A 22,082-nucleotide genomic window follows, 5' to 3' on the forward strand; every position below is an offset into this window, starting at 1 on the left:
GCCGATCAGGACTACGTCCGACAGTTCGCCGCCCGCCGGCAACCCACACCGCCGCACCAGCCCCGTCTTGACAACCCGCATCAGAGGTCACACCAAGGCGTCTCCTCGCATGCGGGACACTCGTTTTGATGCGGGGGTCAGCGGTCCTGGGTGATCGATGCCATCAGATTCCGGGCCACCTCGGACAGTGTGGTGTTCGTGCGTTGCGAGACCTGCACCAGATGCTGGAACGCCTCCTCCGCGGTGACGCGGTGCTCCGCCATCAGCACACCTTGGCCTGGTCGATCTCCGCCCGGGACCCCAACACGACCTCGAGTTGTGCGATCGTCTCACCGGCCGCCTGCCAGCGGCGGGCGTTGCTGATCGCGGCCGCCGCCGCGGTGGTCGGCAACCGCATCAACTTCTCGTCGAACGGATCGAATGCCTCGCCCCGGTCACTGTAGACGTTGAACGAGCCGACCAACTCGCCCGGTACCGTGCTGTCGACGACCAACGGGACCGACAGGCACGCACCGATTCCGGCCCCCGCGGCGGCCGCAGGCGAACTCCGGCCACTGCGCGGCGTGGTCCCCGCCGACGGCCCGGACCGCTTCCCGGGTGCGAGCGGCGTCCAGACACGCACCGATCCGCCGCATACTGCTGCTGGTCGGTCCGCACCGCCCGGTCATCGGTGGCGACGACGGTGCGTGAGTCGGAGCGTCGATCCGGGTCACCGCTCACCGCGTCGGCGTCGGGCAACACATCCCGCGCGGTCTTGGTGAGCCGGCCCAGCACCGTCTCGATGGGTTCCTCGGCGGCCGCCGCCGACCGCAACTCATCCAACGCGCCGGGAACCGCGTCGCGATGAACGAGGTGCGGGTGCCCTGGAGCTACCGACCGTTTCCGCCCTCACCGGACTGCCCAGCGAATCCGAGCAGGTGGTCTTACCTCAACACCGGGACCGGAAACCGATCGGATCGCAGCCATCGACCCCCTACTACCGCAGGCGCCCGGACCTGCGCGCCGCGAACCCGGGCCATCGCCGGTCAGTTCGCGGCAACGAGTCGGATCAACGGGATGCGTCGGGTGGTCCGCTCGGGGATCCGGGCGTAGGACGGAGCGATCGCCACCACCCTCGGCCACCACTGCTTCGCCTCCGCATCGGTGAGCTCGACGGCGCGCACGAGCAGGCGGTGCCCGTCGACCTCGACCGTCGCCGCGGGAGTCGCCGTCAGGTTGTGGTACCAGGCAGGATGTGTCGGGCGGCCACTGTTAGCGGCCACGACGATGCGGTCGGCGCCGTCGGGGAAGTACTGGAGCAGAACGGACCGAGCCAGCCCGGTGCGCCGGCCCCGGGTCGTCAGCACCAGGACTCGTCGCCCCCACGGCCGCACGATGCGGCCCCTCGTCACGCGATAGAGCCACACCCCGAACCGGCCGAACCGGGCGTCGAGATCGTGCTGAATCCGGGCCTTCGTTTGCTCACTCACCATCGTGCTCACCCATCTTTCGGCCTCGAACCGGAGGGGCCCGGCGAGCCGCGGTACGTGGAGCACGCCGCCATCGCCCATCACGTCCGTATGCACCGGCCATGCCATTCCCACTCTGCTGCGCTATGGACCGCACCGCAATCCCTACGCCGCCGAGGTCGGCCCGGATCTGGTCGAATTGTTTGAGCAGCCGCGGCGGGGTGCTCACACCGGCGATGAAGTATTTGTACTGCTCGAGGAAGGCGGGAGTCGAGTTGATGTTTGCAGGCGGCGCTGATGCTGCCAGCGTCAGTGAGCACCGGGGGAGGGCAGGGTACTGAGCCTGCCGGTCATCACCTCGCACACCGGCTGACTATGGAGGCGCTCCCTGAGCAAACCTAGCGTTTGACCAGTAGAGGCGACATGTTCCATCGGTGTGCGTGGTGGGCGCGAAATTGATTACATGGTCATTTGAGTGTTCGGGTTGTCGGTTGCTGCCGAGGTACGCGAGCGATTGCGGTGGCGAGTACGGCTACGGTGGCGGCGACGGCCGCAGCGATGGCGGCCGGCCGCGAGTTGAGGCCGTCGCCGGTGGTTCGGGCCACCACTATCCAGGCAAGGCCCCACACGATCGCGGCTGTGACGGTGACGCGTCCGTGGCCGGCGACGGCGAGGAGGATGGCGACCAGGGCGACGGTGGTGAGGACGAGTACGGCCCAGGTGTCGGGTCCGAGTCCGAACGGATCGATGTCGGCGGCAGCCAGTGTTGCGGCGATGTTGGCGACCACGGCGACGCACACCCAGCCGAGGTAGACGTATGCGGTGGCGTCGACGACGACCGCCTCGACGCGGCTGGAGGGCCTCTCGGTGGTCAGGACCCCCGAAGACGACCGTCAGCACGGCGAGGAGAGCGATGATGACCAGGACACTGAGCCAGAGCTGTTCGAATTGGACGCAGGTTATCCATGCCGCGTTCAGGATCATCGAGGCGGCGAGCCACCACCCGAGGCGCCGTTGTCGAACGTCGGCGCGGTGGGCGGGTAGGGCCTGCCAGATCGCGTGCGCGATGAATCCCAGATAGATCAGTGTCCAGATCGAGAAGGCGGGCCCGCCGGGGGCGACGGCGGTGGCGTCCGCGGCGAGGGCGCCGTCGGCGACCTGGGCGATCGGGGTTCCCAACAGCGCCCCCGAGCCGATGAAGGAGCCTACGATCGCCACTGCCGCGGAGATGATCACGACGAGCACCCGGGTGCCGTCGTGACCGGGCTGTTCGATCGATCTGCTCATGGCCACCCCTTTCCGGTAGGAAGATCCGTCGTCAACGCCCTGTCTCAGGCGTTCTGAGCGCTATCGTGTCGAGCCTAGTGATGGGCGAGAAGTGCTGCGGCGCTTCTAGGGTCGTGCGGCGATCGTGTCGTATCTGAGTGTCCGAATCGCGTCGTGTGCCGGGGCGGCCGGGGAAGCGAGCCGCTGGCGGTCGTGACCGTGACGGCGAACCTGGCCGCCGCAGGGAACCACCGCTCGGCCGCGACGTCGAACGGTGCGATGGACGCGTGTTTTCATAGCTCGATGTCGATCCCCCGTACGGGGCCGACACCGTGATGAGTGCGGATCCGCCGAGTCATCGGTGGCCAGAGTCGGCAGCTGGTGTCCGCTGTGCGGCGCTCTGGCGTTCGAGCCGGCGGGGACGGGGATAGGAGTTGCTCAACGGTATACCTTGCCCCTACCTGGTGTGCGTTTCGTCTGGTAGCGCCCACGCGACACCGCCGCGGATTCGCGGCCGCGGCGGCGGGGTTTGTGCGGTATCGCCCGAATCCGGGTGCGGGTTGCTTCCTGGGAAATGCGCGTTATCGTTGAGGGCAGAGGTTGAGTTCACAGCCCGGCAGACAGTGTCCGTTCCCGGCTACGATTCTCGGCCTTTTCTTTTTTGGGTTTTTCGGGTCGGTCCCACCCCGGAGGAACCTCATGACCTTTTTCCATTCCGTTGTCGACTCTCCGGCACAGGTGAAGTCCTGGTCAGCGGACACCTGGCGGTCGAACACCATCGCTGCCGCGGCCACCGAATTCCGCATCGACATCGACGAACCCCCCGGCGGCCCGGTCGTGATCCGGGTGGCCGGGAACGTGGACGCCGGCACCGTGCCGGTGCTGTCGGCCTGTCTCGGCGAATCGGTGCTGACCGGTCACAGTGTCGTCGTCGACCTGCTACATGTTCCTTTTCTCGGGTGCCCCGGGTTGGCAGCATTGCACCGCACCGCCACCGATCTGTCGGCGCAGCGGTGCCGCCTGACTTTGGCCGCATCCGCCGATGTGCGCTCGATCCTGGACCGGATCGGCATCGGTGCAGCGGTGCCCTGCTTCGACACCGTCGCCAACGCATTCCACGCCGCCCGCTCACCCCAGACCTCCGCCGGCAGCGAGGATCCGATATTTCCGATCCTTGGTCCATCGAACTGCTCTCACACAGTCCTCGCCGTGGGTCCCGGTTGCCCCGGAGGGCAGAGCGTTGCCCGATGACAGCGCCGTGCCGATGCACTGTGGCTACTGCCCGGTTGGCCACCCGATGGATTACCCACCACCTCGGCCTCGGCAACCGAGTTCGCGTCAGCCCAGGGTCCGGACCCGTTGTGCGGCAACCGGTGCACCGAACCACCAGGGGCGCAGATGGCCACGGACATGACGGAGCTGAGCCGAATGGTGGCCTTCGAATTGCGGTGGTGCGCCCACGGCGGCGGACCGGCCGAGGTCATCATGGCCGATTTCGGGATGGACACCGCGGCGTTCTTCCGGACACTGGTCGCATACCTCGACGTCGCTGCGCTGGCACCCCTGCGGCCGGTGCTGGTCGAGCGAATGACCACCGTCGCCCGTCGACGGCTCTGGCTGGGCACCTGATCCGCCGAACAGGGCGCACGGTGCTTCATGTTGTTGTCCAACCGATGTCACTACACGTGGCACGTTCGCCGCGCAAAATCCGAAACTGAGATGAGTGACACCGATCCCATGACTTCTGTACCCGCTCGTGCGCCGAGCACTGCGTCGGCTTCCCGCCGTGAAAATTCGCTGCGGACCGGGCTGTCCACCGACCGTGATTACGGAGATTGGCGCATCCTGGGGTCGTGCCGGAACGTCGAGTCGTCGTTGTTCTTCTCCCCGGAGGGGGAGCGCGGCCGCGACCGGGCGCGGCGCGAAGCGCACGCCAAACGCGTCTGCCAGGACTGTCGGGTGCTCATCGAATGCCGCGAGTACGCCCTGGCCGTTGCCGAACCGTACGGAACGTGGGGTGGGATGTCCGAGGCCGACCGCAGACGGCGCACACACCGGCGTCGGCGACGAGATGCACGGACCAGCGCCGAGCGCCTACTCTGACAATCGACGACGTCCGCCCTCACGCCGAGGGCGGCTTCCACCATCAGGTTGCCGCGCGTTGACCCATGGTTTCTCACCGACGAGGACTACGACGTGAGCCTCGAGGCGAGTTGATCGTTGAGAACGCTGATGTCGTGTCCAATTCGGTGTGGTATCCGAGGTGATCACGATCTCGTGTGGCGCAGCCCTAGAAGGGCACCGGGGTTGCGAGCAGCCCGTTTCCGGGTTCCCGCCCGGAGAGGATGCGGCAGAACTCGAGGGCGTCGACCTCGAGGGTTTCGCCGTCGGTGCCCGACGACCACGCACCCCCGACGGGACCGGTGAGGTGCAGCCGGAACGGTTGTCCGTGGCGCCCCGCCCACTCGCGTGCCATGTCGGCTATCAGTTCGCCGTCGTGGTCGGCGGACAGGCGCAGCGGTCGGCCGATGGCCCGGCTGAGATCCACACGATGCATCCAGACATCGCGGGTGAGGATCACGTCGGTGACGAACCCGATGGACCACCATTCGCTGATTCCTCCGATCGTCTGCGGTTCGGGCATTCGGTGTCGGCGAATGATCGCGGGTGTGCGCCTGCGTCCCTTCGCTGCGCCGCGGCCGATGGCGTGGAATTGCTTGGTGATCTGCGCTGGGGTCAGCGCGGCGCGCTCTCGGACCTGGAGGTCGGTGAGTTGATCGATGAACTCACCTCCGCCGTGGGTTGCGAGGGCCTTGTGCGCGAGCCTCTGTTGCCGGCGGCCCTCGCGGATCGACGATGCATACGCCGCCATGCCGAGGACGTGGCACGCAAGCTGTCGCACATCCCATGCGGGGCAATCGGTTTGACTCGACCACTGTTCGGGAGTCAGCGAGGTACCGGGGCGTGGGCCGGACAGACGGTGACCGTCTGGGTCGACAAAGACGGCAACTACATGGCCGCCCCGAACACCGCCACCGACAACGCACTCGGGGCCATCGGCGCGGCACTCGGGTTCCTGATGCTCGGAACGGTCGGCTGCGGCCTGCTCCTACTCGGGGTCCATTGGCTGCTCGACAAACACCACCGTTCGCAGTGGCAGCGGGAATGGCAGGGTCTCGGGCACGCACCGGGATGGTCGGTCAACTGACCCGGACTGGCCGCAGGCGCGGTGCAGAGGTTGTATCCGTCGCGCGGCCTCAGACAGATCATCATCGACGTCGCCACCTGCCGGGGTCCAACGCCTCTAGAAGTACGTGTCGGACGGTCGTAGGTTCGGCGGCAAGCCCAGCGATGACGCCGACCCGACGGGGTCGGGATGCCATTAGCCGACCGCGCGGAGCACTGCGCGGCAGTCCTAGGGCGACGAGGTGCGACAGGGTCAGGTGGTCCGTATGAGAAAGAGTGTCGAACGGGTGTGGCTCAGCAGCTACGCAGAAGGCGTTCCAGCGGACATCGAAATCCCGGAGACGTCACTGGTCGACATGTTCGACGCCTCGGTGGCAAGGTTCGGGCCCAGACCGGCGCTCGAGTTCTTCGCAGCGGAACTCACCTATACCGAGCTCGATGACCGCGTACAACGTGCGGCCGAGGGACTGCGGCGCCTCGGCGTCAGCCACGGTGACCGGGTGGCTCTGATCATGCCGAACTGCCCCGAACACGTTGTCGCGTTCTACGCCGTGCTGCGGATCGGCGGTGTGGTGGTCGAGCACAATCCGCTCTACACCTCTCGGGAGATGGCGCACCAACTTGCGGACCACGGTGCAAAGGTCGCAATCGCCTGGGACAAAGTGTGCACGATGCTCCGCGAGTTCTCCGGCGAGACGGCCCTCCAGCACGTCGTTGCGGTGAACATTACGCAATCGATGCCCCTGACCAAACGGATCGGCCTGGCGTTGCCCATCGCGAGGGCGCGGAAGCTTCGGAACGAGTTGACCGCTCCGGCGCCGGCAGCGGTTCCGTGGAAGCAGCTGCTGACCAAGGGGCGAATCGATCCGGCTTATCCCCGACCCACCGTCGGTGATCTGGCGGCGGTGCAATACACGAGCGGCACCACAGGCACCCCGAAGGGCGCCATGCTCAGTCACCGGAACCTCGCCGCCAACGCCCAGCAGGGACGCGCGTGGGTTCCAGGACTTGTGGACGGCGAGGAGGTTGTATACGCCGTTCTCCCAATGTTTCACGCCTACGGGCTCACGCTGTGTCTGACGTTCGCGATGAGTATCGGCGCACGCCTGGTGCTGTTTCCGAAGTTCGACGTCGACCTGGTGTTGGCCGCAGCGAAGAGACATCCGCCGACATTTCTCCCCGCGGTGCCACCGATATACGAGCGACTCGCGCGTGCCGCACAGGAGCGAGGTGTGGACCTGACGTCGGCTCGTTACGCGATCTCCGGGGCGATGCCGTTGCCGGCAGCGACACTCGAACTGTGGGAAACGGTCACCGGTGGGTTGCTCGTCGAGGGCTACGGGCTCACCGAGACGTCTCCGGTCGCGCTCGGAAATCCGATCGGGCTCGCGCGTCGCCCAGGTGCCGTCGGAGTTCCTTTTCCCAGCACCGAGATTCGGGTCGTGCATCCCGACAATCCCATCGATGATGTGGAGCCAGGGGAACGCGGCGAGCTGCTGATTCGAGGGCCTCAAGTGTTCACCGGGTACTGGAACAAACCCGAAAAGACGCGGGAAGCGCTGCTCGAAGGCGGCTGGTTCCGAACCGGCGACATTGTCCAAGTTGATCCTGGCGGCTTCGTCACGGTTGTGGATCGCATCAAGGAACTGATCATCACCGGTGGATTCAACGTCATGCCGTCCGAGGTGGAAGAGGCGCTGCGACTGTTCCCCGGAGTGACCGACGTCGCCGTTGTGGGCCTGCCGACACCGAGCGGCAGTGAAGAAGTGGTCGCGGCGGTGGTTGCATCGGAAAGCGAGTTCGACGCCGAGGCGGCGCGGGAGCATTGCCGAACCCATCTGACGGCATACAAGGTGCCTCGGAAGGTGGTGGTGGTCGAAGATCTACCGCGTTCCCAGATTGGCAAGGTTCTGCGTCGCGTGGTGCGCGAGTCGTTGATGAAGACCTAGAGGTGTCCCGTAAGAGTTCACGGCGTAGCAATCCGACAAGGAGGCCGAGATGGGGTTGGTGACGATCGCGACCGATGTGGCGAAGGGTTTTGGGTCGCTGGTAGGAATTCGCAGCGGCACCGAAGAGCCTCGCTACGACGTCCAGGAGAAGATTCGAGGCCTCGAGATCCGCCGGTACGGTCCGCGTGTCGCTGCCGAGACCACGGTGCCCGGAGACGAGGAGAGTGCCCGTAACGCAGGGTTCCGGCGCCTGGCCGGATACATCTTCGGCGCCAACGTGAGTAAGTCGAAGATCGCGATGACCTCGCCGGTATCCCAGGTCGGCGGTCCGGGCGACTCGTGGGTCGTCCGGTTCTACATGCCGTCGAAATGGACGATGGAAGCTTTGCCCATTCCCAAGGACCAGAACGTGGAACTGGTGGAGGTCCCCGGTGAGGCGGTCGCGGCGCTGCGTTTCACAGGCGACCGCGGCCCCGGGGCGGTCGCTGCGCGCACCGCTGAACTGCTGCGCGCGTTGGATGACACCGCGTGGGTCCCGAACGGTGAACCCGTCGCCTGGTTCTACGATCCGCCGTGGACCATCCCATTCCTCCGTCGCAACGAGGTGGTGGTCCGGGTAGCGGCGCGCTGATCCGAGGGCGAGGTGGCGACAGCCTTGCCGACAACGATGACGACCTTCGCGGCCGCTTGCAGGGCAGCGTGCAGGCACCGCCTCGAGCACACCGGGTAGAAAAGGGACCTTGGTAACCAAGTGAAGGCCCGGCGGCCCTGGGCGCATCCGCGCGATCGTCGTGTGATGGAAGGTATGAACACGAACGTTGGGTCGCAGCGACCGTGCTCCGGTCTGCGGTGGCGGTCGGTGCGCATCGACGGCCGGATCGCCCGGTACGGGGTCGGCGGCTTCGGGCCGCGGGTGCTGTTCCTGCACGGTTGGGGGCTCAGTGGAGCGGCCTACACCCGCCCGCTCGAGCAGCTGATCGGAATGGGTATGCGTGTGTATGTCCCGGCACTCCCCGGTTTCGGAGGCACCGCCCGTCTGCCGGAGGCGCAGAGAACTCTTCCCGGGTACGCCCACTGGGTGGGGCAGTTCGCCGACACCATTGGCCTGCCCCGGCCCGTGACCGTCGTCGGTCATTCGTTCGGTGGGGGCGTCGCGATCACCACGGCCCACCGATTGCCCGATCTGGCCGAACGTTTGGTGCTGGTCAATTCCATCGGCGGTTCCGCGTGGACCGACGGCCGCGGGGTGGTGCGCGCACTGCGTGATCGTCCGCTGTGGGACTGGGGTCTGCACCTGCCGGCCGATCTGCTGCCCGGCCGGCAACTGACTCGTGTCCTGCCGGTCGTTTTGCGCGACGCGGTGCCCAACGTGCTGCGCAACCCGGGCGCGGTGTGGGAGGTCGCCCACCTCGCCCGCACCGCGAACCTTGCCCCGGAACTCGCCGCTCTCGCCGAACGTCGACTTCCGATCTTCGTGGTGTGGAGCAAGCGGGACACGATCATCCCCGAATCCACGTCCCTGTCACTGCAGGCCGCACTGGGGGATCCGCACACGATCACCATGCCGGGCGGGCACGCCTGGCTGATGGACGACCCGCACGCCTTCGGCGAGCTCATCACCAACGTCATCCACCAGCCACTTCCCGCCGCGTTCGATCAGCCGGTCGCCGGCGCGTTCCCGGCTGCCGTGGCCGACGGCAGCGCCGCCTGACGCCGGTGCCGGTCGGGCAAGCCGTGGTGTTCGCGGGTGAGGTCTTCGGACCCTACAACCGAGCCGCACAATCGTCATACGGTCAGTGGTGTTCCCGAGGGGTCATCCACCCGAGGACATCACTTCGGAAGTACTCCCGGCACGGCCGCCCAGAATGCGATCTGACCTACCGGCCGGACCGGATGGGAAGGTGACACCGATGCCCGAGACAGACACTGCGGAATTGGTCGATTTCGAGCGCCGCTGGTATCGCCTCGGAGGCGGCCCCGCCGACGACATCGAAACCGAGTTCGGGCTACCCCCGGCCACGTTCTTCCGGCGGCTCGAGGACCTTCTCGAAACCGACCCACCCGAGACCCTCACCCCGTCCGAAGCCTCGGCGATGCTGCGGGTGTGCCGGCGACGACTGTGGCTCGATGAATAGACCCATGATGGTCGCTCCCGAATCACGCAAGCACCCCGTGCCGGCAGGGTCGGCACGGGAAAACGCTGCCGGTGATCTGGCGGTGATGTTCGGTGCCCTCTCGGTCGTGGCGTTCTGGGCCTTCGGAGTGGGTGTGCTGCTGGGTCTGGGCGCTCTCGTCGTAGCAGCTGTTGCCCGAGATCGCGCCCGCGCTACGCAGGAACCGATTCCCGTGGAGGCGGTCCTCGGCGTTCTGGCCGGGCTGGCCGGAATCACGGCCGGTGTGTTGTTCCTCGCCGCGGTCTTGCCCAACCTGTGACCCGGAGCGAGGCGGCAACAAGGGAAGTCAGCGGTGGGGTTTGCGGGTAATCATGAGAGGAGCCGGTCACAGCCGTGGGACCGGCGACCAGGCACGGGAGCACCGATACGGGCAGGTGTCATTTCTCTGCGGGGTGTTGTCTGTCGCCCTGTTCTGGGCGTACGGCATCGGTGTGATCGTGGGTGTGGGTGCGGTGACGGCCGGGATCACCGCCTACCGGACAGGTAGAAGAACACCCCATCGCATGCCCGTCGACGTTGCCGCCGGGATCACGGCCGGCATCACCGGCATCGTGAACGGTCTGTTGTTCCTTGCGGTCGTTCTCACCCACACATAGCCCGCCGAAGGCCTCGCCGATGGCCGCCGCCGCCCTGCGGGTAACGGGCAATCAGCTGCTGGTAGTTCACGCTCACCACCGCGATGATGGCAACGACTGCTCCCATGGGCGGGATCAGCAGAGCGAGATCACCGCCCAGGGCTCGCAGTGCAGCCTCGATGGCGTACGCCACGGAGGATACGGGGTCCGCCATGACCGCGAACGCGAACGCGAGGAGCAGCAACGGGCGGGCGCTGAGCATGTGGGTGATCCGACCACGCGGGGCGGGAGTGAGTTCCGGATCTGTGTCACCGGACACGGGACTCCTTCAGCGGTCGACGACGGCACCGCCGACCATTACCCGGGCGGCCTCAACTCAGGGTAGGACGGGAGCATCGACGACGCTCATGGCAATCACCACCGGAGGGGTGGCCTGGATTCGTGGCTGGAGGGAATCCGCCGCCAGGCCACAGCGGGCGTCCTCGCTGCCGCCACCGCCGTCCGCGCACTGCACGGCTGCGCCCAGATATCGCGAATGGGCTTCAGCAAGTAGATGATCGCGTTGTGCACATGACTATTGCGCCTCCCATTCGGATGAAGTCTGCACCAACGACTAGCTCCTCTGGGGTCCGTGCAGGGAACTGCTGAAACTGCCACGCTGCTCGCGGATACGGCATGAGTCCGGTACACCGGTTCGACGTCACCCCACGTGCGGTGGGTCAGTGCAGGTCCCGCCGTCGAAAGCTCCACAGGGCCACCGCCGCGCAGACCACGAAAACGGCAATCGGAGCGAGGAACGGCTCGAGCGCGATTCCCTGCGCGAGCATGTTGCGGCCCCCGTACCAGTGCCAGGGCGAAGCGAAGCGCAAGATGTGCAAGCTCTCGCTCGATGCCGCGACGGCGTTGAGGAGATTTCCCATCACCGCCACGGTTGCGGCCGTGGCGATCGCCACCGACCGTCGGCCCGTCCAGGCGCCCGCAGCAAACGCGATCGCACCGTGCATCAGCCCGAATGCGGTCGCCGCGAACACCGCCGCGACGAGCCCGGGGATCGATACGCCCTCGAGCAAGCCGAACGGCGGGGAGAACGCGAGGAGGCTCGCGGTGGTGACGATCCCAAGGCCGAGCGACAGCGCGACCACTGCGACGAATCGCTCGATCAGGACGCGTCCACGGGTCACCGGGTTGGACAAGAGCAGTTCGAGGGTGCCGTCCTCCTCGCTGCCGCCGATCGCGTACGCGCCCGCTCCCACGGCGAAGATCAACAGCAGGACGGGCAGGATGAGGCCGAACAAACGTCCCTGCAGGTACCCCGCGGGCGAGGTGATGAGGATCTGGTCGCTCGAGCCGATCAGGGTCTTGAACGTATCCGGAAGGTCCTTGACGAGGTTCTCGATGCCCGTCACGTTCTTGATCGTCGGGTAGAACGCGTTGTTGACCGCCACGTAGGCAGCCACGCCGCCCGACCACCACACCATTGAGCGGCGCCGGTCCTCGAGGTAACGCCCAAGGACCCTCACGGGCTCGGCTCGTCCCGGTACAAGCTGAGGAAGGCGTCCTCGAGATCGGTCTCGTGGGTGACGATCCGTCGCACCGGCAGCGTCGCGGCCTGCTTGAGGACGGCGTCGACGTTCCCCTCGATGACGAGCCTGATCACCGTACCGGACGATGTAGCGCTGAGGACGCCCGGAAGGCTCTCGAACGGCTCGGCGCTTGCTTCGCGGGCAACGTACAGGTCGATGTGCTGGCGGGCTTGGCGCTGGAGCTGGTCGATGGCCGCCACCGTGACGAGCCGGCCCTTCCTCAAGATCCCGACCCGGTCAGCGAGCGCTTCCACCTCGGGCAGGACGTGTGAGGACAGGAACACCGTCGTGCCGTCGCGTTTGACGTCGCCGATCAGCTGGTGGAACTCGTGTTGCAGCAATGGGTCGAGACCCGCCGTGGGTTCGTCCAGGATCAACAGCTCCGGACGATGCATGAACGCCTGCACGATTGCGGTCTTGCGGCGGTTGCCCGTGGAGAGTTGTCCGATCGGGCGCACTGGATCGAGGTCGAAGCGTTCGAGAAGCTCGTCGACGTAGGTCGTGTCGACTCCACCGCGAAGGCGGCCGTAGAACGCGATCAGGTCTGCCGTCGTGTATCTGGGGTCGAACTGGAGCTCGCCGGGGATGTAGCCGAGCCGGCGGCGAATGGCCGGGTCGGCGCCGCTGCCACCGAGGACGGTGTAGGTTCCGGTGGACGGCCGGATGAAGTCGAACAGCATGCGGATCGTCGTGCTCTTCCCCGACCCGTTGGGGCCGAGATACCCGAAGACCTCACCCCGATGGACGTCGAGGTCGAGCGCGTCGACGGCGATAAGACCACCGAAGCGTTTCGACAATCCATGCATTTCGATGACGCTGTCGACCGCGGCCTGCTGAGGAGGGTGCCGAACGTGCGGCTTCGCAGTTTTCACGGTCTGGGCGCCGTCACGAGACACCGATGATCGGCATCGAGCGTGGCAGGGAGCCCGTTCACGAGAAACTACGTTACCGGCCCGAGCTTGCACTCGTACAACAGCGAATACATCAGCCCGTCAGAGAACCCGAGCACACTGTTCACCACCGGGTACCGGAGTTTCCACAACCGCGCCCTCGGTTTGGCGGCAGGGGGTGGAGCTGGTTGCGGTGCAGTCTGATCGGTGGCCGAATGGGTGCCGCCAGTCACGTCTGTCGGTGGGGTTGGAATCGGCGTTGACGTTCCCGCGTTGTTGTTCGGCGAGATGGTCGCGGTCCTGGCTTACGACGTCGGTTTCGTGGCGGGCGAGGCGGCCGCGTCGGGAGGTGCGGCGGGCACCGGCTAGTAGCAGGCTCAGGCCGAGGGAACCGACCGCAGCAGCGGCATGCACTCGCCGGTCGTGAGGGTCCGTCCGAGCCCTTGAAGGGCGGGGCGGCGGCGATCGGGGTCCATGGCGTCCTGCCTCACAAGGTACGTACTTCTCCAACAGGGAACGCGGTCCGATCCCATCCCAACTCTCCGGCGCCTCATGCAGAAGCCTGGCGCCGTACCCTCTTCCCGCTACGTCTCGGCCACGTACTTGGTACCGCACGTCACTGCAGGGTTGTTTGGGGTGGCAGCGCGGAGGAGAGCCGAGGCAGTTAGGGCGGTTCAGCGGTCCGGTTCGTCGCTGAAGACGAGGCGGCGACCGGTGATTTCGGTGGGTGTGATCTCGACGTAATTGAACTTGGGGGTGGCCAGCCATGACCGCAAAGGCAACTCGTCGGCTGCGGCGACCTCACTGAGCTTTTGGAGGCGACGCGCGGTGCCGTGGACGATGACGCTCCAGCCCGATTTCTCGGCTATTTCGTCCACCTCGAAGGCGACGTCCCGGTGGATGGTTAGCTCGACGAGCTTGGATCCCTCAGCGGTTCGGAAGTACACCTTGCCTTCGTGGACGACGTAGTTGACGGGAAAGATGTCGACCCGCCCGGACACGCTCAAGGCAAGCCGCCCCAAGGCGCCCGAGCTGAGCAACTGCCAGCTCGTCTCCGAGTCCAGTTCGGTGATCGGTTGCTCGGCTGATTCATCCGTGTCATAGCCCATGTCTGATGATGGCACCCGAAGACTGTCATTGTCAGAATGTTGGGCAAGCTGATGCCTCACCCCCGCCGGAGATCCGCCCGCAATGCGTTGACCGACGTCTACCTCGGTCGGATCGAATGGGTGAAGAATGCGGAGATCGACGTGGTCGCGCGCGGGGGTCACAGTCAGCGAAGTGAGCTCAGTCGATCTCGTCTTCGGTATGGCGCCCTGCGCCTCGAGTCCGTGCGAATCCCGCTGTCACCGTGCGCCCGTGGTCGTCCTGGGTCCGGCTCCTTGCCAGTGGAGCGCCGGACCCGGTCTCCGCGGTGCAGGTCTCCGAGGATCCGATCGGCGACCGTCACCTGCGGGATCACATCCAGGTCCGCGGGATCAGATCCAGGCGAGTGGCGACATACCGATGACCTTCGCACCCGGTCACCGTGTCAGTCCCGATAGCTCGGCGCTGGTGGGCCGCCGGTCGGCCCTACCAGGCGTAACCATTTGTCGTACATCCTCATCCATGTTCCGTGCGGTACGCACTCGTTCCGAGTGTTGCGTTCACGACGCGCACCAGGTCGTCGTTGCTCTTGTTTGTGACGACACCGTACGGCTCGAGTTCCAGGTTCGGGCCGACGAGCTCGAGGTGGGGATCCTGAGCTGCGAGGCCGGCGAGGATGGAGTTGTCGGTGCTGGCCGCATCGGCCGTGCTGCAGGGTGGTCAGGCAATCGTCCCAGTCGGGGACCGCGACGACCGTGGCGGTGGGTGCGACGCGCTGGACGGTGGCGAGGGAGGTGGTGTCGATGAAGGTGCAGACCCGTTTCCCGGCCAGGTCCGCCGGCGAGGAGATGCCGGATCCCTTCGGTACGAGCAGGCGCTGGAACGCCTCGAAGTACACGGTGGAGAATCCGACGCGTGCGGCGCGTTCGCATGTGATGGAGGTGGCATGGACTACGAGGTCGACTTCGTTGTTTTCCAACGCCTCGAAGCGCCCGGTAGAGGTCAGCAGTCGGAACTCGACGTTCGCCGGGTCTCCGAAGAGGTCGCGGGCGATTTCCCTTGCCAGGTCGATATCGAACCCCTGCAGGGTGCCTGTGGCGGGATCCCGGAAGCTGAGCAAGTTCGTGTTCTGGTCGGTTCCGGCGATCAGCCGGCCGCGTGCGGCGATGGTGGCCAGCGCGGTGCCGGGTGGCGCCGTCTCCGGTCGCAATCAGGGATCGGGTCGCAGGCTCGACAGTGCGTCGCAGGTGGAGGGATCCTGTGGGACAGGTGGAACGACGCTCGGGGGCGGTAACACTTGGGCACCATCGGGCAGGTGGAATTGGGAATAGTCACCGGTAGGGGGCGGTGGAAGAACCTCGGGTACCCCACACGCCGCACACAACGAGACCGCCAGGAGCGCAGCGACGGACTGCCGTGGCGAAGCAGCCGGGGAGCGAACCCCGACACAGGAAAGCTCGGTATTGCGAGTTCGTCGTCGAACCGTGTCATCGGCCGGTGCTCGTTCGGTCGAGAGCGTGAGCTCGAGACCACCTGCACCTGCGGCAACGATGGCGAGACGGGATGTGCGCCGACATCGCGGCGGTGTCCAAAGCGGTGGGCCCTCTCACGTGCGGACGTCCGCAGCCTTGAACTGCCCCGTCTCCGGAGCCGCCACCCTGTCCGCGGGTGTCCCCGCCGCCTTCTTCGTGCGGTGGGATTCATCGGATTTCCAGGGTGACTCCGGCGGCAGGCGGGTTGCGTAAGTACGCGAAAATTCTTCGATCGCACGTTCTCGGTGGGGGTCATCGCGCCTCGATGACGCCCATCATGCCAAGGTCTTCGTGGTCGAGGATGTGGCAGTGATAGACGGTGCGGCCGGGGTAGTCGTCGAACGCGACGCGGACCGTCACCCGGTTGCGGGACGGGATGTTGACCACGTCCTGCCAGGCGATCTCGGTGACCTCCCGTCCGCCGGTGCGCAGGAGCTGCATCGGCCACACATGCAGGTGCAGCGAGTGCTCCATAGGCGAGTCGTTGACGAGGGTCCATTCCTCGACGGTGCCCACCCGTACCGTGTGGTCGGTGCGGTCGGGATCGTACTCGCGGCCGTCGATCGTGAACCGCATCCCGCCGGCGCCCATGGCCATTCCCATTCCCACCCCGAAGGTGAACGTCATGGTGGCGGCAACGGTTTCGCGTCTCAGGTCACGCGGCGACGGCTGCGGGGGAACCGGAGCCGGCGGCGAGGCGGCAGCACCCGCGACCTCGACAGTGGCAAGGACCGTCCCCGTCGCATCCCCGCCCGGTGACGAGGGATCGCCCCTGCCCCCGCGCCCCATCATGCCCATTGCGCCCCGGTCGACCGGCAGGGCCAGCAATTGCCCCGATCCCGCCATGGTGGACACCAACAGGTCGGCGCGGTTTCCACCGGCCAGCACGAACTCCTGGACCGGGCGCGGCTCGGTGAAGCGGCCCGAGTCCAGGCCGAGCAGTCGCAGCTGTTGCCCGTCCATCCGAAGGCGTAGGTACCGGCTGACGCAGGCGTTGACGATGCGCCACCGTTCGAGCGTGCCCGGGGCGGCGGTCATCGTCGGACGGAGCTGGCCGTTGACCAACACAAGATTGCCCTCCCGGCCGACCATCCGGTCCATTATCGAGGCGGGCGCGATCCGTCCGGCATTGTCGAGGGTCAGATCGGAGATCACCAGCACCCGCTCCCGGGTGACGGGCACCGGATCGATGTCGTCGACGATGATGGCTCCATACAGGCCACCGAAGATCTGGTCGGCGACCAGGTGGTGGTGGTGCGGGTGGTACCAGTACACCCCGGACGGATGAGTGTCGGGCAGCCGGTATTCGTAGTCGAAGTCCTGGCCCGGCTCGATCCGCAGGAACGGGTTGTCGCCGTTGCCCGCAGGGGAGACGTGCAGCCCGTGCAGGTGCAGGTTGGTCGGCTCGGACAAGCGGTTGCGCAGCGTCACCCGGATCCGGTCGCCGGGCGTTCCCCCCGAGATGTGGACACCTATTCCTATGCGGCGGTGGCCAGCGTAGCCGATCGCTGCTCGAACTCGACCGGACAGATTTGGCCGAGAGTGGAATGCCTCCTTCTGGTGTTGTATCGCGTGATCCAGCGGAACACGGCAGCGCGCGCCTCGCCCGCACTGTTCCAGCGTTTCCGCCCCTTCAGCGTCTCCCGTTTCAACGTCGCATTCAGCGACTCGGCGGCCGCGTTGTCCGCCGACGTTCCGACCGCACCCCGCGATCTGGTCACCCCCAACTCGCAGCAGAGTTCGGCGAATTCCGCCGATGCATATTGAGCTCCGTTGTCGGAGTGGAATATTGATCCATCGAGCCCGGCGGCGCCACGACAGGCGGCCGCCGCCCGCAGCGCATCGGTGACCAACTCGGTGCGCATATGGTCGGCGATCGACCACCCCGCCAACCGTCTCGAACCCAGGTCCAACACCGTCGCCAGATACAGAAATTCACCGTCACCCACCGGCAGGTAGGTGATGTCCCCGACGTACCTGGTGTTCGGTGCGCTCGCCGTGAAATCCCGCCGGACCAGGTCCGGCACCGGGGCCGCGTCCGGGGCGGGAATCGTGGTGCGCACCGGTTTGCGCAGATGCAGCCCGACGATCCCCTTCACGCGCATGACCCGTTCGACCCGCTTGTGATTGACCTCGATCCCGGCATCGCGCAGTTCGGCGGTCACCCGTGGGGCCCCGTAGGTGCCGTCGGAGTCGTCGTGGATGGCGCGGATCCGGGCGGCCAACTCCTCGTCGGCGGAGGTGCGGGCGTCCCGGGCCGGCGCGGCGGCCCGCCACCGGTAGAACCCCGAGCGGGAGACCTCGAGGATCTGGCACAGCCACTTCACCGGAAAGGTGTCGCAGTGGTCGTCAACGAATTGGAAGTGGCTGCTCACCAATTCGTCTCCCCGGCGAAATATTTCGCGGCCCTCCGCAGGATCTCCCGTTCGGTTTCGAGCTTGCGGATCTGGGCCTTGAGCTGCCTGTTCTCTTCCTCCAACACGGACTCGGACGATACCCCGCCGGCCCGCGATGCCGGCCGCGCCGCCCCACTGGCCCGGAGCTCGGCCGCGGGAGCGCCGGTGCGTTTGCGTTCGGCCCGCACCCAGGTGCGCAGCGTCTCGCGGCTGACTCCCAGATCCTTGCCGATGCCCTCGAACGTGTGGCTCGGATCGGACAGGTACAGCGCGACGGCATCGGCCTTGAACTCCGCCGAGTACGCCTTCATCGCCATCAGTGACATCTCTTCCTCTGGGTCTTCACGACCCAGTGTTCATGATGTCCTCACTCAGGGGGGAAGCCCCGCCGGGCCGCACGCGCAAGGTGGGGCCGGGCAGGCCGCCGTTGAACCCGAGGACCCGCGCCCGGCCCCCGGCGACCGGAAGGTCCCCCTCGGCCGCCGTCAGCGCGAGCGCGAGTTCCCCGCCGCTGCTCGCGAGCACGCTCGGTTCGGACAGTTCCGCACCGACCGCCGCGTCGAATCGGGCGCCTCGGCTGCCCTGCCAAGCCAATCCGAGCCCGCCCGCGAGCACGCCGGCCAGGCCCAGGCCGCCGAGTTGCAGTGCGCGGCGGCGGCTGATCGGTTCCATCAATCGCCGCCGTCGAGCATGCGCCGCCGGTCACCGAACTCCTCGGCGTCGATGTCGCCCCGGGCGAAACGTTCGTCGAGGATCTCGCGGGCCCGGGCCTGCCCGGCCGGCGGCGCGGGGTGTCGGCCGGTGCGGCCAGTGAGGTGGCTGTCCGGTCGAGATGTTGCGCGATACGTCAGCAGTCCTCCCGCGACCATGAGCAGCAGAAGCCCGACCACCAGCAGCGCACCGAACACCCACACCCAGCCGGCTATGCCCCCACCGCAGTCGCCGTAACGCATCTGCCGCCTCACCTCCGTCCGGGGGAGACCCGATGCTGTCGCCCCGCCACTTCCCATAATACGCCGGGGGGTATAAGTGTGCCTTCTCGGACCACCGTCACCAGCGCGGCAGCGTCGCCGCACCCGGCAGGCCCCCGCGTGCACACGGGACGGTGGTCACCGGTGTATGTCTGGCCGTCGTGCACGAGGTCGCGGTCGCCAGAGTTGCTTCCAGCGTTGGCCGAACCGATTCCACGGGTAGGTATGGCAGTGGACGCCGGTCTTCCAGAATCGGTCAGCGCCCCGTGACATTCGAATGCCTATGTCGTGCTGGTGATGTCGGTGTCCTTTGCGTTGTCGTAGTCGTCGTTGATCAGCACGGTGGTGCGGTCGGGTCGGTCGATCATCGAGGCGGCGACGGAGGCGCGGTAGCCGGAGGCGCAGTGCACCCAGATTTCCCCGTCGGGGAGGGTCCCCTGGCGGTCGGAGAGTTCGTGGAGCGGGATGTTGATCGCTCCGTCGATGTGGCTGCTGTCGTATTCGTTGCGTTGGCGGACGTCGAGGACTGCGATGTCCTTCTCGCGCAGTGCCTCTGTGAGGGCGGCGAAGTCGGCGACCCGGTAGGAGCGCAGTGCGGTGCCGGCGACGAGGGTGTGGATTTCACCGATCGCGGAGCCGTCGAGGTCGTCGATGCCGATGCGGACCAGTTCGCGGCGGGCGTCGGCGACCTGGTCTTCGTTTTCGCCGATCAGGGTCAGGGGTGCACCCCACTGGTAGAGCCAGCCGAGGTAGGTGACGAACGAGTCCGACAGCTCGAAGCCGAGGGTGCCGCCGAGGTGGCCGGCGGCGAAGGCGGTGCGCTCCCGCAGGTCCACGACCCATTCGCCGGCCTCGATGCGGCGGCGGAGCTCGTCCGGGTCGACGGGTGCGGGCAGAGACAGGTCGACCGGGGCCGGTCCTCGGGTGTTGATCACGCCCATGTGGGCGTAGTAGGCGGGATACTCGGACAGACCGGCGATCAGTTCGTCGACGTAGCTTTGCTCGTCTTGGGTCAGGGCGGGGTTGGTGGTGAGTTGTTCGCCGACGGTGGAGGAGTCCCCGCTCGCGGGGGTGGCGGCGCAGAAGCTGCCGAATCCGTGGGTGGGGTAGATCTTGGTGTCGGCGGGGAGCTCGTCCGCCAAGCGGCGCACCGAGTGGTACTGGGCGTGGGTCAGTTCCCGGGTGTGGGCCTTGCCGAGGAGGTCGGTGCGGCCGGTGGTGCCGAAGAGCATCGATCCACCGGTGAAGACTGCGTGGGGGGTGCCGGCGGTGTCACGGAGGACGTAGCTGACGTGGTGGTGGGTGTGGCCGGGGGTGTGCATGACCTGCAATTGGATCGGTCCGGCGTCGATGACGTCGCCGTCACCGACGGCGCGCCGCTGGTAGCCGACGTCGTCGCCGGTGGGGACGGCGTATTCGGCGCCGACGGTGCGGGCCAGCTCGAGGCCACCGGTGACGTAGTCGTTGTGGATGTGGGTCTCGAGGACGTGGGTGATCCGCACGCCGCGGTCGTGGGCGAGAGTCAAGACCCGGTCGATGTCGCGTTGCGGGTCGACGACGACGCCGACGGCGCCGTCGCTGACCAGGTAACTGCGGTCGCCCAGGCTCGAGGTCTCGATGATCGATACGTCCATGACTCGTACCTTCCTCACATATTCTCTGGTGTTCGCTTGCCCGGGAGGGCTTAGGTGAAACGGTGTGGTGCCGGCCGCCCGCGGCATCAGCGCAGCAAGATCGTGTCGATCAGCACGTAGGCGGCGACGGCGAAGACGAGGTAGGCGAACCACCGCTGCAGCCGGTCGGTGTCGACCTTGGTGCCGAAATGACCGGCGATCAGGGACCCGGCGATCGCGGTGCCGGCGAACGCGACGGTGATCGCCCAGTCGATGCTCGCGCCGCTCAGGTGCGAGACCAGACCGGCCGCCGAGTTCGCGACGATGATGACCAGCGAGGTGCCGACCGCGACCGACATGTCCAGACCGAGCATCAGCACCAGGGCGGGGATGATCAAGAATCCGCCGCCGACACCGAACAGGCCGGTCAGAAATCCCACCGCGATCCCGGCGGGGATGGATCGGGGGGCGCAGCGGCGCCAGTCGATCCCCGAGTCCCCGACCTCGCAGGCGGTGCCGGTGTCGCCTCGGTCCATCAGCATCCGGATCCCGGCGACGACCATCACGGCAGCGAAACCGATCAGGACCACCGATTGCGGTAGCAGGCGCCCGATCGCGCTGCCGGCGAAGGTGGCGGGAATGCCGCAGGCGGCGAATACCCCGGCCATGCGCCAATTCACTTGGTGCTCGCGAATTTTCGGGACGGCTCCGGCGAGGGAGGCGACACCGATCACGAGCAGGGAGATCGGAATGGCCTGTTCGAGGTCGAGACCGAGGCCGAAGACCAGCGCGGGGACGGCCAGGATCGACCCGCCGCCGCCGAGGAGTCCGAGCAGGACGCCGATGATCGCTCCGAGGGCGAGCGCGACGGTCAGAGTCACCGATCCTCCTTTCCGTCAACGGGAATGGGCGGGTGCGGTGTCAGTCCTTCGATGCGCCCGCGCCCAAGGAGTCGATGGCGGCCTGCAATGCGGCGGTGGCGTCGTCGGCGACGGCTCCGAGCCCGGGTTGGTCGGCGACTTGGACCATCACCTGTGGGTTCATCGCGTCGATCAGCACCGTGCCCGGATCGGCGGGGTCGGCGCGCACGACGACGTTGCACGGCAGGAGCAGCCCGATCTGCCGGTCCACGGTGACCGCACGGTGCGCGAGCGGCGGATTGCAGGCACCGAGGATCAGGTAGTCCTCCATGTCTTCACCGAGTTTCGCCTTCAGGGTGGCCTTCATGTCGATCTCGGTGAGGACCCCGAAACCCTGCTCGGCCAGGGCTTTGCGGGTGCGGTCCACCGCGTCGGCGAACGAGGTGTGCAGGGTGGTCGACAGTGCGAGTGTCATGAGCGTGTCTGCCTTTCTCTCGGCGACCTGGGATCAGGTCGGGCATACTGCGGTGCGCCGGGACACACACCGAGGCGG

26 protein-coding genes and 1 pseudogene are annotated in these 22,082 nt (G+C 66.9%); 10 read left to right on the plus strand and 17 right to left on the minus strand.

Annotated features, from left to right (window positions below):
- Positions 1 to 137: 137 nt before the first annotated feature.
- The 4 genes and pseudogenes from QM806_RS06905 to QM806_RS06920 form a co-directional block, all read right to left on the minus strand.
- The gene (locus QM806_RS06905; RefSeq protein WP_005264248.1) at positions 138 to 263 is read right to left on the minus strand and encodes an ANTAR domain-containing protein; all 126 of its coding nucleotides are present in this window, start codon (positions 261 to 263) and stop codon (positions 138 to 140) included.
- Positions 263 to 622, minus strand: coding sequence for a GAF domain-containing protein (locus QM806_RS06910; RefSeq protein ID WP_283290855.1), 360 nt, complete (start codon positions 620 to 622; stop codon positions 263 to 265). Before QM806_RS06910 ends, QM806_RS06905 begins: the two co-directional genes overlap by 1 nt.
- A 403-nt stretch (positions 623 to 1,025) precedes the next feature.
- Positions 1,026 to 1,472, minus strand: a complete 447-nt coding sequence (locus QM806_RS06915) for a nitroreductase family deazaflavin-dependent oxidoreductase (protein ID WP_241769712.1) — start codon at positions 1,470 to 1,472, stop codon at positions 1,026 to 1,028.
- Between the two features lie 443 nt (positions 1,473 to 1,915).
- A pseudogene (locus QM806_RS06920) lies at positions 1,916 to 2,735 on the minus strand (TspO/MBR family protein).
- 678 nt (positions 2,736 to 3,413) lie between these two features.
- On the opposite strand from QM806_RS06920, the gene QM806_RS06930 reads away from it, so the two are divergent.
- The 3 genes from QM806_RS06930 (at position 3,414) to QM806_RS06940 (ending at position 4,817) form a co-directional block, all read left to right on the plus strand.
- Positions 3,414 to 3,965, plus strand: a complete 552-nt coding sequence (locus tag QM806_RS06930; protein ID WP_245371755.1) for an STAS domain-containing protein — start codon at positions 3,414 to 3,416, stop codon at positions 3,963 to 3,965.
- Between the two features lie 147 nt (positions 3,966 to 4,112).
- On the plus strand, positions 4,113 to 4,343 hold the full coding sequence (locus tag QM806_RS06935; protein WP_005565129.1) for a DUF3263 domain-containing protein: 231 nt from the start codon (positions 4,113 to 4,115) through the stop codon (positions 4,341 to 4,343).
- Positions 4,344 to 4,433: 90 nt separating this feature from the next.
- Positions 4,434 to 4,817: a WhiB family transcriptional regulator gene (locus tag QM806_RS06940; protein WP_081315274.1), complete on the plus strand. Its 384-nt coding sequence runs from the start codon at positions 4,434 to 4,436 to the stop codon at positions 4,815 to 4,817.
- Positions 4,818 to 5,004: 187 nt separating this feature from the next.
- Here the strand turns inward: QM806_RS06940 and QM806_RS06945 are convergent, their stop codons facing one another.
- Positions 5,005 to 5,691: a maleylpyruvate isomerase family mycothiol-dependent enzyme gene (locus QM806_RS06945; RefSeq protein WP_502943843.1), complete on the minus strand. Its 687-nt coding sequence runs from the start codon at positions 5,689 to 5,691 to the stop codon at positions 5,005 to 5,007.
- 3 nt (positions 5,692 to 5,694) lie between these two features.
- Here QM806_RS06945 and QM806_RS06950 point away from each other — a divergent pair, with 3 nt between their 5' ends.
- The 7 genes from QM806_RS06950 (at position 5,695) to QM806_RS06980 (ending at position 10,619) form a co-directional block, all read left to right on the plus strand.
- Positions 5,695 to 5,922, plus strand: a complete 228-nt coding sequence (locus QM806_RS06950) for a hypothetical protein (protein WP_005565134.1) — start codon at positions 5,695 to 5,697, stop codon at positions 5,920 to 5,922.
- Positions 5,923 to 6,166: 244 nt separating this feature from the next.
- Complete coding sequence (locus tag QM806_RS06955) at positions 6,167 to 7,849, plus strand: long-chain-fatty-acid--CoA ligase (RefSeq protein ID WP_054247780.1); 1,683 nt, start codon at positions 6,167 to 6,169, stop codon at positions 7,847 to 7,849.
- 49 nt (positions 7,850 to 7,898) lie between these two features.
- Entirely contained in the window at positions 7,899 to 8,480 is a 582-nt protein-coding gene (locus QM806_RS06960) for an SOUL family heme-binding protein (protein WP_265147094.1), read from the plus strand.
- Between the two features lie 174 nt (positions 8,481 to 8,654).
- Positions 8,655 to 9,560 (plus strand): alpha/beta fold hydrolase, encoded by a 906-nt coding sequence (locus QM806_RS06965; RefSeq protein WP_054247782.1) that lies wholly within the window; start codon positions 8,655 to 8,657, stop codon positions 9,558 to 9,560.
- 199 nt (positions 9,561 to 9,759) lie between these two features.
- On the plus strand, positions 9,760 to 9,984 hold the full coding sequence (locus QM806_RS06970; protein ID WP_005264209.1) for a DUF3263 domain-containing protein: 225 nt from the start codon (positions 9,760 to 9,762) through the stop codon (positions 9,982 to 9,984).
- Positions 9,985 to 9,988: 4 nt separating this feature from the next.
- A complete protein-coding gene (locus QM806_RS06975; RefSeq protein ID WP_005565139.1) occupies positions 9,989 to 10,282 on the plus strand; it encodes a hypothetical protein in 294 nt (97 codons plus the stop codon).
- 115 nt (positions 10,283 to 10,397) lie between these two features.
- The gene (locus tag QM806_RS06980; protein WP_283290863.1) at positions 10,398 to 10,619 is read left to right on the plus strand and encodes a hypothetical protein; all 222 of its coding nucleotides are present in this window, start codon (positions 10,398 to 10,400) and stop codon (positions 10,617 to 10,619) included.
- Here QM806_RS06980 and QM806_RS06985 read toward each other — a convergent pair.
- From QM806_RS06985 to QM806_RS07040, 12 genes are all read right to left on the minus strand, one after another.
- Entirely contained in the window at positions 10,606 to 10,917 is a 312-nt protein-coding gene (locus QM806_RS06985; RefSeq protein WP_205627385.1) for a hypothetical protein, read from the minus strand. The two genes, QM806_RS06980 and QM806_RS06985, sit on opposite strands and share 14 nt — an antisense overlap.
- Positions 10,918 to 11,317: 400 nt before the next feature.
- On the minus strand, positions 11,318 to 12,118 hold the full coding sequence (locus tag QM806_RS06990; RefSeq protein WP_242323307.1) for an ABC transporter permease subunit: 801 nt from the start codon (positions 12,116 to 12,118) through the stop codon (positions 11,318 to 11,320).
- Positions 12,115 to 13,053: an ABC transporter ATP-binding protein gene (locus QM806_RS06995; RefSeq protein WP_283290867.1), complete on the minus strand. Its 939-nt coding sequence runs from the start codon at positions 13,051 to 13,053 to the stop codon at positions 12,115 to 12,117. The genes QM806_RS06990 and QM806_RS06995 overlap by 4 nt, the downstream gene beginning before the upstream one ends.
- A 692-nt stretch (positions 13,054 to 13,745) precedes the next feature.
- Positions 13,746 to 14,180 (minus strand): pyridoxamine 5'-phosphate oxidase family protein, encoded by a 435-nt coding sequence (locus QM806_RS07000; RefSeq protein WP_210461442.1) that lies wholly within the window; start codon positions 14,178 to 14,180, stop codon positions 13,746 to 13,748.
- A gap of 422 nt (positions 14,181 to 14,602) precedes the next feature.
- On the minus strand, positions 14,603 to 15,367 hold the full coding sequence (locus QM806_RS07005; RefSeq protein ID WP_407719903.1) for a transporter substrate-binding domain-containing protein: 765 nt from the start codon (positions 15,365 to 15,367) through the stop codon (positions 14,603 to 14,605).
- 574 nt (positions 15,368 to 15,941) lie between these two features.
- A complete protein-coding gene (locus tag QM806_RS07010; protein ID WP_283290978.1) occupies positions 15,942 to 17,270 on the minus strand; it encodes a multicopper oxidase family protein in 1,329 nt (442 codons plus the stop codon).
- Positions 17,168 to 18,402 (minus strand): IS3 family transposase gene (locus QM806_RS07015; protein ID WP_268962685.1). Its coding sequence is split into 2 segments (ribosomal slippage): positions 17,168 to 18,081 and positions 18,081 to 18,402, totalling 1,236 coding nucleotides; the frame shifts between segments, so codons are not numbered across the junction. The genes QM806_RS07010 and QM806_RS07015 overlap by 103 nt, the downstream gene beginning before the upstream one ends.
- Before the next feature lie 25 nt (positions 18,403 to 18,427).
- Positions 18,428 to 18,757, minus strand: coding sequence for a hypothetical protein (locus QM806_RS07020; protein WP_283290868.1), 330 nt, complete (start codon positions 18,755 to 18,757; stop codon positions 18,428 to 18,430).
- A complete protein-coding gene (locus tag QM806_RS07025) occupies positions 18,757 to 19,038 on the minus strand; it encodes an SHOCT domain-containing protein (protein ID WP_005574114.1) in 282 nt (93 codons plus the stop codon). Before QM806_RS07025 ends, QM806_RS07020 begins: the two co-directional genes overlap by 1 nt.
- A 299-nt stretch (positions 19,039 to 19,337) precedes the next feature.
- On the minus strand, positions 19,338 to 20,690 hold the full coding sequence (locus QM806_RS07030; RefSeq protein ID WP_120659583.1) for an MBL fold metallo-hydrolase: 1,353 nt from the start codon (positions 20,688 to 20,690) through the stop codon (positions 19,338 to 19,340).
- Between the two features lie 86 nt (positions 20,691 to 20,776).
- Entirely contained in the window at positions 20,777 to 21,550 is a 774-nt protein-coding gene (locus tag QM806_RS07035; RefSeq protein ID WP_120659582.1) for a sulfite exporter TauE/SafE family protein, read from the minus strand.
- Between the two features lie 40 nt (positions 21,551 to 21,590).
- Positions 21,591 to 22,004 (minus strand): DUF302 domain-containing protein, encoded by a 414-nt coding sequence (locus QM806_RS07040; RefSeq protein ID WP_005571935.1) that lies wholly within the window; start codon positions 22,002 to 22,004, stop codon positions 21,591 to 21,593.
- Positions 22,005 to 22,082 lie beyond the last annotated feature (78 nt).

This window comes from Rhodococcus sp. IEGM 1351, assembly GCF_030056875.1.
Lineage (GTDB): Bacteria > Actinomycetota > Actinomycetes > Mycobacteriales > Mycobacteriaceae > Rhodococcus_F > Rhodococcus_F opacus.